This window comes from Micromonospora sp. MH33, assembly GCF_003013775.1.
Lineage (GTDB): Bacteria > Actinomycetota > Actinomycetes > Mycobacteriales > Micromonosporaceae > Micromonospora > Micromonospora fulviviridis.
Genome location: NZ_MUYZ01000062.1, coordinates 17223 through 28124 on the forward strand (window position 1 = coordinate 17223; position 10902 = coordinate 28124).

At 73.5% G+C, this 10902-nt stretch carries 8 protein-coding genes; 2 read left to right on the forward strand and 6 right to left on the reverse strand.

The annotated features are described in order from the left end of the window. Positions 1–30: 30 nt before the first annotated feature. Positions 31–1062, reverse strand: coding sequence for a 3-isopropylmalate dehydrogenase (locus B0E53_RS12770; RefSeq protein WP_107076260.1), 1032 nt, complete (start codon positions 1060–1062; stop codon positions 31–33). A gap of 152 nt (positions 1063–1214) precedes the next feature. Between B0E53_RS12770 and B0E53_RS12775 the strand changes: the two genes are divergently transcribed. Further along, positions 1215–2090, forward strand: coding sequence for an FAD:protein FMN transferase (locus B0E53_RS12775; protein ID WP_107076261.1), 876 nt, complete (start codon positions 1215–1217; stop codon positions 2088–2090). 335 nt (positions 2091–2425) lie between these two features. Continuing rightward, complete coding sequence (locus tag B0E53_RS12780; RefSeq protein WP_210406046.1) at positions 2426–2782, forward strand: hypothetical protein; 357 nt, start codon at positions 2426–2428, stop codon at positions 2780–2782. A 60-nt stretch (positions 2783–2842) separates the two neighbouring features. On the opposite strand, the gene serA is transcribed toward B0E53_RS12780, so the two are convergent. The 5 genes from serA to B0E53_RS12805 all read right to left on the reverse strand — a co-directional run. Beyond that, positions 2843–4441 (reverse strand): phosphoglycerate dehydrogenase, encoded by a 1599-nt coding sequence (gene serA, locus B0E53_RS12785; RefSeq protein WP_107076263.1) that lies wholly within the window; start codon positions 4439–4441, stop codon positions 2843–2845. A gap of 373 nt (positions 4442–4814) precedes the next feature. Continuing rightward, positions 4815–5828, reverse strand: a complete 1014-nt coding sequence (ilvC, locus tag B0E53_RS12790) for a ketol-acid reductoisomerase (protein ID WP_107076264.1) — start codon at positions 5826–5828, stop codon at positions 4815–4817. 57 nt (positions 5829–5885) lie between these two features. Then, positions 5886–6401: an acetolactate synthase small subunit gene (gene ilvN / locus B0E53_RS12795; protein ID WP_107076265.1), complete on the reverse strand. Its 516-nt coding sequence runs from the start codon at positions 6399–6401 to the stop codon at positions 5886–5888. 61 nt (positions 6402–6462) lie between these two features. Further along, positions 6463–8382, reverse strand: a complete 1920-nt coding sequence (locus B0E53_RS12800; protein WP_107076266.1) for an acetolactate synthase large subunit — start codon at positions 8380–8382, stop codon at positions 6463–6465. Positions 8383–8562: 180 nt separating this feature from the next. Then, on the reverse strand, positions 8563–10902 hold a 2340-nt coding region (locus B0E53_RS12805), incomplete at its 5' end, for a bifunctional diguanylate cyclase/phosphodiesterase (protein WP_107076268.1).

Consider the following 10902-nt stretch of genomic DNA (forward strand, 5'->3'; position numbering starts at 1 on the left):
GCCCGGATCCGGGCCGAAGTGACGGCCCGGTCAGGCTACGGCGTACCCGGCGAGCCGGTCGCCGACCTCCTCGGTGCGCAGCGGTGCGCCCGGCGTACGCCCGGCCAGTTCGGTGGCGACCGCGGCGGTGACCCGCGCGGCGGCGTCGGCGTGGCCGAGCTGGTCGAGCAGCAGCGCGGCGGAGAGCACCGCGGCCACCGGGTCGGCGACGCCCCGGCCGGCGATGTCCGGCGCGGAGCCGTGCACCGGCTCGAACATCGACGGGTAGCGCCCCTCCGGGTTGATGCAGCCGCTGGCCGCCAGCCCGATGCCACCGGTCACCGCGGCAGCGATGTCGGTGAGGATGTCGCCGAAGAGGTTGTCGGTGACCACCACGTCGTACCGGGACGGGTTGGTCACCAGGAACATCGCGGCGGCGTCGACGTGCTGGTACTCGGTGGTCACGTCGGGGTGTTCGGCGGCGACGGCCGCGAAGGCGCGCGCCCAGAGCGAGCCGGCGTGGGTCAGCACGTTGGTCTTGTGCACCAGGGTGACCTTGCGCCGCTCCCGGCGGCGGGCCCGGGCGAACGCGTCCCGGATCACCCGCTCGACGCCGTGCCGGGTGTTCAGGCTCTCCTCGGTGGCCACCTCGGCCGGGGTGTCCCGGTGCAGCGAGCCGCCGGCGCCCGCGTAGAGGCCCTCGGTGCCCTCGCGGACCACCACGAGGTCGACTTCGCCGGGCTTCACGGCGGCCAGCGGGCCGGTCACGCCGGGCCAGAGCCGGGAGGGGCGGAGGTTGACGTACTGGTCGAAGGCGAACCGGAGCTTGAGCAGCAGGCCGCGCTCCAGCACGCCCGGCGGCACGGTGGGGTCGCCGACCGCGCCGAGCAGGATGGCGTCGTGCCCGGCCAGCTCGTCGAGGACCGAGTCGGGCAGCACCTCGCCGGTGCGGTGGTAGCGGGCCGCGCCGAGGTCGTACGCGGTGGCCTCGACCCCGGGGAGCACCGCGTCGATGACCTTGCGGGCCTGCCCGACCACCTCGGGTCCGATGCCGTCACCGGCCACCACCGCAATGCGTGCCACCTGGCGCTCCCTCACCTCGTCGTTCTGCGCAACCGTACGTCGCCGTCCCGGCTCCCGGTACGCGTCTTCCAGCATTCGGGATACCCTGATGCACAGCAGTCTCCCAGGTGGCATTCATGGTGCGGTCATGTCCGCTGCCTAGGGTCGGTGTCATGCGGATCGAGGAGCAGCGGCGGGCCCGCTGGACGGACGAGCAGCCCCGCAACCGGTGGATCGACCAGTCCGCCTTCCGCCATCGCCGTCCCGACCTGCGCCTCGGCACCCGCAGTCACCGGCTGGAGCGGGCCGGCGGCGTCGCCGGAGACCGGATCAGCGTCCGGCACACCGTCCGCACCTCCAGCGCGGAATACTCGCTGCTGCTCAACGCGCCCGAATGGCTGGGCCGCCGCGGCGTCGGGGAGGCGCTCCGGGACGCGGTCGCCGAGCTGCGCGCCATCGACCTGACCTACGGGCCGAACCAGCCCGACAGCCTGGTGTCGAAGCTGCGCCGGGGCGAGATCGGCCCCGAGTCGTACCCGCCGCTGGCCGACCTGGTGGACCGCTGCACCGCGATGCGGGCCGCGACCGACGGGTGGTTCGACGCCTGGGCCGTGCCGGGCGGCTTCGACCCGGGCGGCCTGCTCGGCGGCTGGGCGGTGGAGCGGGCCGCGGCCCGGCTGCGCGCCGCGGGGGTGCACGACTACGCCGTGCTGGCCGGCGCCGACCTGACCGTTCGCGGCCACGCCGCGCACGGCGGCCCGTGGCGGGTCGCCCTGCACCACCCGACCGACGCGCGCCGGGCGCCGCTGGTGCTGGAGATGACCGCCGGCGCGGTGGGCACCTCCGGGGTGACCGGGCGGCGGGGACACGTGGTCGACCCGCACACCGGCGAGCCCGCCGACCAGCTGGTCGCCGCCACGGTGGTGGGCCCGGACCTCGCGGTGGCCGACGCCTACGCCACCGCCCTGTACGCCGCCGGCCCGGCCGGACTGGCCTGGTTCCGCAACGGCTCGGACTACCGGGCGCTCTTCGCCCACCACCGGCGCTGACCGCGCGGAACGCCGCCCCGCCTTCGCAGCCGGGACGCCGTCCGCGATCGGCCCCCACGTTCTCGGCAACGACCGTGGGGGCCGGTCAGCGACGAATGCGCGTGGCTCGCGCAATCGAGGGGTGCGGGCCGGTGGGTCGGACGGCCGACCGCGTCACCCGAAGACGGGCCGGAGTATCGACTCAGCCAGTGACCGCACGGGTACGCTAGCGAATCGACACAACTCGACGCAAGAGTCTCCACAGCGGACCGTCCGGCGTCCTGTCGGTAATCAGCGAGTTAACCTGCGGCGGGGCAGGGGTGACGGCGCGGACCGGGGATGGCACGCTGTCCGCCGTGAGTTTCGATCTGAGCGTGTGGGCCCTGCCGGCCGGGGCCACGCCCGACGAGGTGCGGGCGGCGGTGCAGCGGTGCCGCGAGGGGCGGCACGGTGAGCGGTACCCCGACCCGCGGGTGGTCGCCTTCTACCGGGCCATCACGGCCAACTATCCCGACCGTCCGGCGGGCCCGGGCACGCCCTGGGAGGTCACCCCGTTGCACGCGGCCGGCGACCACGTGGAGATGAACCTCTTCCCCACCTGCGCGGACCAGGTGCTGCTGGACATCGAACGGCTCGCCGGCGAGCACGACCTGATGCTCTTCGACGCCCAGGACGGCTCGGTCTACCCGCCGCCCGCACGCGTCACGTCCTGAGCCACGGATACGACGAGGGGCCCGGCCGTCCGGCCGGGCCCCTGATCCGTCGTGGTCGGACTACTCGTCGCGCAGGTCCGCCGCGCTGGCCGCGACCGCGCCGATCGAGTCGGCCGCCGAGGTGAGCAGGTCCGCGCCGAGCGCCTGGTCGACGGTGAGCGTCATCAGCGTCTCGCCACCGGCCTCGCGGCGGGCCACCTGCATGGCGGCGATGTTCACGCCGGCCTCGCCGAGCAGCGTGCCGACGGTGCCGACCACACCCGGCCGGTCGGCGTAGCGCAGGAAGACCAGGATGCCCTCGGCGCCGATCTCCACGTCGAAACCGTCCACCTCGGTCAGCTTGAGCACGTCCCGGGCGCCGGTGTGGGCCACCGTGCCCGAGACGCTGACCGTCCGGCCGTCCGGCAGCGCCCCGCGGACCGTCACCAGGTTCGGGTGGTCGACGGTCTCGGCCTGGGTGGCGAGGGTGACCTCGACGCCGCGCTCGGCGGCCAGGTGCGGCGCGTTGACGTAGGTGACCTGCTCCTCCACCACCGAGCTGAACAGCCCCTTGGTGGCGGCGAGCTTGAGCACCGACACGTCGTTGGTGACGATCTCGCCGCGCACCTCGACCGTGACGCTGGCGGCCACCCCGCCGGCCACCGCGGTGAAGGCCCGGCCCAGCTTCTCGGCCAGCGGCAGCAGCGGCCGGACGTCCTCGGCGACCACGCCGCCGGCCTGCACGTTCACCGCGTCCGGCACGAACTCGCCCTGGAGCGCCAGCTTGACGCTCTTCGCCACGGCCAGACCGGCCTTGTCCTGCGCCTCGTGGGTGGAGGCGCCCAGGTGCGGGGTGGCCACCACGTTGTCGAAGGCGAACAGGGGGGAGGAGGTGCAGGGCTCCTTCGCGTAGACGTCGACGCCGGCGCCGGCGACCCGGCCCTCGGCGATCGCGTTGGCGAGCGCCTGCTCGTCGACCAGGCCACCACGGGCGGCGTTGACGATCCGGACGCCCGGCTTGACGATGGCCAGTTCCTTCTCACCGATCAGGCCCACCGTCTCCGGCGTCTTCGGCAGGTGGATCGAGATGAAGTCGCTCTCCCGGAGCAGCTCCTCCAGGCCGACCAGCCGGACACCGAGCTGCGCGGCACGGGCCGGCTGGATGTACGGGTCGTACGCGATCAGGCGGGTGCCGAAGGCGGCGATGCGCTGCGCGAAGAGCACGCCGATGCGACCGAGGCCGACCACGCCGACGGTCTTGCCCTGGATCTCCACGCCGGTGTACTTCGACCGCTTCCACTCGCCCGCCTTGAGCGCGGCGCTGGCGCTGGCGGTGTTGCGGGCCACGGCGAGCAGCAGCGCGACGGCCTGCTCGGCGGCGGAGACGATGTTGGAGGTGGGAGCGTTGACGACCATGACGCCCCGCGCCGTGGCGGCGGGCACCTCGACGTTGTCCAGCCCGACGCCGGCCCGGGCGACGACCTTCAGCCGCGGCGCCGCGGCGACCGCCTCGGCGTCGATCTGGGTGGCGCTGCGTACGATCACCGCGTCGGCCTCGGAGAGCGCGGAGAGCAGGGCCGGGCGGTCGGTGCCGTCCACGTGACGCACGTCGAAGTCGTGCGCGAGCACCTCGATGGCGGCGGGAGCGAGTTCTTCGGCGATCAGTACGACAGGATTCATCGGTCCTCGTAGACGCTCGGTTTTGTGGTCGGGCCGGGGCCTCGGGACGCCGCGCTGCGCCCTGCACCGAACCGTGCCATGGCCGTCGGGTGCCGGCTGGAGCACCTCACCAAGGATGGTAGGGGGCGGTCCGCCCTCCGGGTCCCGGACCGCGAGGTGAGCGCCCTCACACAGGCTCGTCGCGCGTCCGTCATCCCCCGTTCACCCGTTGCCCGGGTCGGGCCGGGGCGGCCGAGGCGTTGGTCACCCGGTCCCACCAGGTGAACCGGCCGCCCGCGCGCCTCGCCTCGACGGCGCGAATGACGGCGGCCCGCGGCCCGACGCCGGGGAGAGCGTCGGGGCGCGGGCCGCCTCGGAGCTGCCCGACCGAGGGTCAGGCGGTCTCGGTGATGGGCCGGTCGACCCAGCTCATCATGGCGCGCAGCTTCTGCCCGGTCTCCTCGATCGGGTGCGCCGCGCCCTCGGCCCGCCACTTGGCGAAGTTCGGCCGGCCGGCCTCGTCCTCGGCCACCCACTCGCGGGCGAACTCGCCGGACTGGATCTCACCGAGGATCTTGCGCATCTCGTCCTTGACCCGGGAGTCGATGACCCGGGGGCCGCGGGAGAGGTCGCCGTACTCGGCGGTGTCCGAGATGCTGTACCGCATCCGGGCGATGCCGCCCTCGTACATGAGGTCGACGATGAGCTTCAGCTCGTGCAGGCACTCGAAGTAGGCCACCTCGGGGGCGTAGCCGGCCTCGGTGAGCACCTCGAAGCCGGTCTGCACCAGCGCCGCCGCACCGCCGCAGAGCACCGCCTGCTCGCCGAAGAGATCGGTCTCGGTCTCCTCGGTGAACGTGGTCCGGATCGCGCCGGCCCGGGTGCCGCCGATCGCCTTGGCGTACGCCAGGGCCAGGCCGAAGGCGGTGCCGCTGGCGTCCTGCTCGACCGCGACGAGGCAGGGCACGCCCTTGCCGTCGACGTACTGGCGGCGGACCAGGTGGCCGGGGCCCTTCGGGGCGACCATCGCCACGTCCACGTCGGCCGGGGGCTTGATCAGGCCGTACCGGATGTTGAAGCCGTGGCCGAAGAAGAGTGCCTTGCCGGGGGCGAGGTTGGGGGCGATCGCCTCGGCGTAGAGGCCCCGCTGGGCCGTGTCCGGCGCCAGGATCATGATCACGTCGGCCTCGGCCGCCGCCTCGGCCGGCGTGAGCACGCGCAGGCCCTGCTCCTCGGCCTTCGGCCGGCTCTTCGAACCGGCGGGCAGGCCGATCACCACGTCGACGCCGGAGTCGCGCAGCGACAGCGCGTGGGCGTGGCCCTGGCTGCCGTACCCGATCACGGCGACCTTGCGGCCCTGGATCAGGCCCAGGTCGGCGTCGTCGTCGTAGAACACCTCAACGCTCATTGACTTCCCTTTCGTACGGCGGTGCCCGTCGGCCCGTCGAGATCTGGTAGGTGCGGATCAGGCGGCGCGCAGCGCCGGGCCGGCGGTGATCGAGCGGGAGCCGCGCCCGATGGCCACCGTGCCGGACTGGACCATCTCCTTGATGCCGAACGGCTCGAGGTCACGCAGCAGCGCGTCGAGCTTGTCGGGTGTGCCGGTGGCCTCGATGGTCAGCGTGTCCGGCGCGACGTCGACCACCCGAGCGCGGAACAGGGCGACCGTCTCCAGCACCTGGCCCCGGGCGCTGCGGTCCGCGCGGACCTTGACCAGCAGCAGCTCCCGGGCCACCGAGACCTGCGGGTCCAGCTCGACGATCTTGAGTACGTTGACCAGCTTGTTGAGCTGCTTGGTGACCTGCTCCAGCGGGGACGACTCGGCGTTGACCACGATGGTGATGCGGGAGACGTCGGGGTTCTCGGTCTCCCCCACGGCGAGGCTGTCGATGTTGAACCCGCGCCGGGAGAACAGCCCGGAGACCCGGGCCAGGACACCCGGCTTGTTCTCCACCAGCACGGACAGCGTGTGCAGCGTCATTACAGCGCCTTCCTCGTCATGCCCTCACGGCCCTCGCTGCGCTCGGTGCATTCGGTCATGACTACAGCTCGTCCTCGTCGAAGGCGGGGCGGACGCCCCGAGCGAACATGATCTCGTCGTTGCTGGTGCCGGCGGCGACCATCGGCCACACCATGGCGTCCTTGCCGACCACGAAGTCGATGACCACCGGGGCGTCGGTGATCGCCATGGCCGCCTCGATGGTCTTGTCCACGTCGGCGGCGTTCTCGCAGCGCAGGCCGACGCAGCCGAGCGCCTCGGCGAGCTTCACGAAGTCCGGGATCCGGTGCTTGTGGGTGCCCAGCTCGGTGTTGGAGTAGCGCTCCCCGTAGAACAGGGTCTGCCACTGCCGGACCATGCCCAGGTTGCCGTTGTTGATGACGGCGACCTTGATCGGGATGCCCTCCAGGGCACAGGTCGCCAGCTCCTGGTTGGTCATCTGGAAGCAGCCGTCGCCGTCCACCGCCCAGACCGTCGTGTCCGGCTTGCCGACCTTGGCGCCCATCGCCGCCGGGACGGCGTAGCCCATGGTGCCGAGGCCGCCGGAGTTGAGCCAGGTGTACGGCTTCTCGTACGAGATGAACTGGCTGGCCCACATCTGGTGCTGGCCGACGCCCGCCACGTAGACGGTGTCCGGGCCGGCGATCTCGCCCAGCCGCTTGATCACGTACTGCGGGGAGAGCGTGCCGTCGGCCGGCTCCTCGTAGCCCAGCGGGTAGCGCCCGCGCAGGTCGTCGAGCTGGTTCCACCAGTCGGCGAGGTCGGCGGCCGGCCGGGCCGCCTGCTCGGCGGTGACGGCCGCGATCAGCTCGTCGATGACGTGCCGGGCGTCGCCCACGATCGGGACGTCGGCGTGCCGGTTCTTCCCGATCTCGGCCGGGTCGATGTCGGCGTGCACCACGGTGGCGTCCGGCGCGAACGAGTCCAGCTTGCCGGTGACCCGGTCGTCGAAGCGGGCGCCCAGCGCCACGATCAGGTCGGACTTCTGCAGGGCGTAGACCGCGGCGACGGTGCCGTGCATGCCGGGCATGCCCAGGTGCTGCCGGTGCGAGTCGGGGAACGCGCCGAGCGCCATCAGGGTGGTGACCACCGGGATGCCGGTCAGCTCGGCCAGCCGGCGCAGCCCCTCGGTGGCGCCGGCCTTGAGCACGCCGCCGCCGACGTAGAGCACCGGGCGGCGGGCGCCGGTCATCAGCCGGGCCGCCTCGCGGATCTGCTTGCCGTGCGGGTGCAGGGTGGGCCGGTAGCCGGGCAGGTCCAGGGTGGGCGGCCAGGTGAAGGTGGTCGGCGCCTGGAGGACGTCCTTGGGGATGTCGACCAGCACCGGGCCGGGCCGGCCGGTCGAGGCCAGGTGGAACGCCTCGGCGAGCACCTGCGGGATCTCCTCGGGCGTCTGCACCAGGAAGTTGTGCTTGGTGATCGGCAGGGTGATGCCCTGGATGTCCGCCTCCTGGAAGGCGTCCGTGCCGATCGACGGGCGGGCCACCTGGCCGGTGATCGCCACCATCGGCACCGAGTCCATGTACGCGTCGGCGATCGGCGTCACCAGGTTGGTCGCGCCCGGGCCGGAGGTGGCGATGCAGACGCCGACCTTGCCGGTGGCCTGGGCGTACCCGGTGGCCGCGTGCCCGGCGCCCTGCTCGTGGCGGACCAGGATGTGCCGCACGGTCGAGTCGTAGAGCGGGTCGTACGCCGGCAGGATCGCGCCGCCCGGAATGCCGAAGACGACGTCGACGCCGAGCGCCTCGAGCGACCGCACCAGCGACCCGGCACCGGAGACCGGCGCAGGCGACGGCTCGGTCGCGGCGCGTCCGTCCGCGCCGGCCTGTGCAGCGCGTCCAGCTACGGCCGGGGCGGCTCCGGTGCGGAGGGCGGGGGCGTGGTCGGCGTCGCCGGCCGGCTCGGTGGCCGGGCGGGCTCGCCGGGCGGTGTGGGCGAGGGTCTCTGGCGTGGGTCTCGTCATGGCGGTTCAGGCCTTCGGCTGGAGTGTGTGATGCGCTTCTCAGGATGGGACGCGGGCGTCCCGACGATGGTCCGACGGCAACAAAAACGGCCCACGTGCAGATGCACGGGGCCAGCGCACTCTCGTTCTGGAGAGTGCGCTCAGGTAAGTACTCGCAGCGACCGGTTCGACGACATGCGGCTAAGCCTGACGCATCTCACGCGATGAGTCAACTGATCCCACATTTTGGTTCACGGACGTGGGCGTGTCGGCTCCCGACGCACCCTCCGCGCCCGGCGCGGCCTGCGAAGATCCCTCGTTCGAGGTACGCGGCGCGGGTATCTGGGCGGGGGGATTCGACCGCAGCCGGGGCAGCAGCGGCGACGGCCCGGTCCGCGGCGGCGCGGCCGGTGGGGCGGGCGGCACCGAGGTCGGGCGGTTGCCGGGCGAGGTGGCCGCCTCCAGCATCGCCTCCAGGTGCTCGGCGGGCACGCCCCAGCCGAAGGCCGCGCCCTGCCCGAAGCGGCAACCGGCGGCCACCACGGCGGCCAGTTCGGTGGGGGTGGTGACGCCCTCGGCGATCACCTCCAGGCCGAGCTGGTGCCCGAGGCGCATGACGATGTCGACCATCGGGGCGAACGCCGGGCCGTCCCGGCCGACCGGCCGGACCGGCTCGTGCTCGGCGACCAGGCTGTGGTCGATCTTGAGAATGTCGATCGGGAGGCGGCGGAGCTGCCCCAGCGAGGAGTAGCCGGCGCCGAAGTCGTCCAGCGCGATCCGCACCCCGGTGAGGCGCAGCGCGGTGAGCCGCCGGATCAGCTCGTCCAGGTCGGTGGCGACGGCGTGCTCGGTGACCTCCAGCACCAGCCGCTGCGGCGGTACGTGGTGGGCGCGCAGCGCGTCGGCGACCTGGACCACGTACTCCGGGGCGTGCAGCTCCCGGGGCGAGACGTTCACCGACACCCAGACGTCGTGCCCGTCGGCCAGCCAGCGGGAGAGCTGGTAGCACGCCTGGTGCAGCACCCAGGCACCGAGTTTGGAGATCATCCCGCACTCCTCGGCCAGCGGGATGAACTCGTCCGGCCGGACGTTGCCCAGCTCGGGGTGGTGCCAGCGGAGCAGCGCCTCGGCGCCCACCGGGCGGACCGAGGGCAGCGAGGCCACCGGCTGGAAGGCCAGCCGCAGCTCGTCGCGCTCGATCGCGCCGCGCAGCTCGTGCTCCAGCATGGTGCGCCGGCGCAGCAGCTGGTCGTAGGTGGCGTCGTAGCGCTCGATCCGGTTCTTGCCGCGCTGCTTGGCGTAGCGCAGCGCCAGGTCGGCGTTGCGCAGCAGCAGCTCGACGTCGGTCTCCCCGCAGGCGCCGGCCACCCCGATGCTCACCGAGAGGAAGACCGGGCCGTCGGCCTCCTCGTAGGGACGGCCGAGCACCCCGAGCAGGCGCTCGGCGACCGGCCCCGGGTCGGTCGTGCCGTGCATGAGCACGGCGAACTCGTCGCCGCCGAGCCGGGCGGCCAGGTCGCCCGGGCGCAGGTTGCCGCGCAGCCGCCGGCCCACCTCGGCCAGCACCGCGTCGCCCACGTCGTGTCCGCGCATGTCGTTGACGTTCTTGAAACCGTCCAGGTCCAGCCCGAGCAGCACGCAGGGGACGCCGGCCTCGGCGCAGCGGTGCAGCGCGCGCAGCAGGCCGCGCCGGTTGGCCAGGCCGGTGAGCGGGTCGGTGTGCGCCAGTTCGCGGAAGTGCGCCTCCCGCTCGGCGAGCCGGCCGGCGTAGCCGCGGACGTCGTTGAGGGCCAGGTACTGCCGGGCCACCAGGGCGAAACCCTCGACGCTGCCGGCCGCGATGCCGAACACGTCGAACCGGCCGCCCTGCACGAGGTGGTACATGGCGGAGGCGGCCATCGCGAACATCGGCACGAAGGCGTACTCGCCGTCGCGGCGGATCAGGTCGACGTCGACCCGCGGCAGGTCGACCCGGTGCGCGGCCAGGGCGGTGGCCAGCAGGCCGGCGGCGATCACCGCGGCGCCGGCGAACGCCAGCCCCGCGCCGGCCTGGCAGAGCCCGGCCGACAGGCCCAGGCCGCCGCAGGTCACCCCGGTCGCGCCGGCGCCGAGCAGGACCAGCCGGCCGCGCGGCGGCGCCGCCCGCAACACCATGATCACGGTCAGCCCGGCGGTCAGCGCCGCGCTCATCGTGGCCAACAGGATGGGCAGGCAGGCGACCGGGGTCGCGTCGCCGAGCAGCCGGGTCGGCGGGCTGAACAGCGCCCAGCCGACGAACCAGAGCGCCCCCGCCATGATCAGGCCGTCCAGCAACAGCCGGGCGGTGGCCGCCCGGGCCGCGGCGGTGCCGGGCAGCCGGAGCAGGACGACGCCGAGGCCGAGCCCGGCGAGCGTGGTGCCGAACGAGACGAGGGTGGCCCAGCCGGTCCGCTGCCCCTGCCGGTGCGCCCAGTGGTCGCCGGCGGCCAGCGTGCCGGCCAGCCCGAGGAGCAGGCTGAGCAGGGCGACCCCGGCGGCGGCCGCGAGCAGCACGTGGGCCCG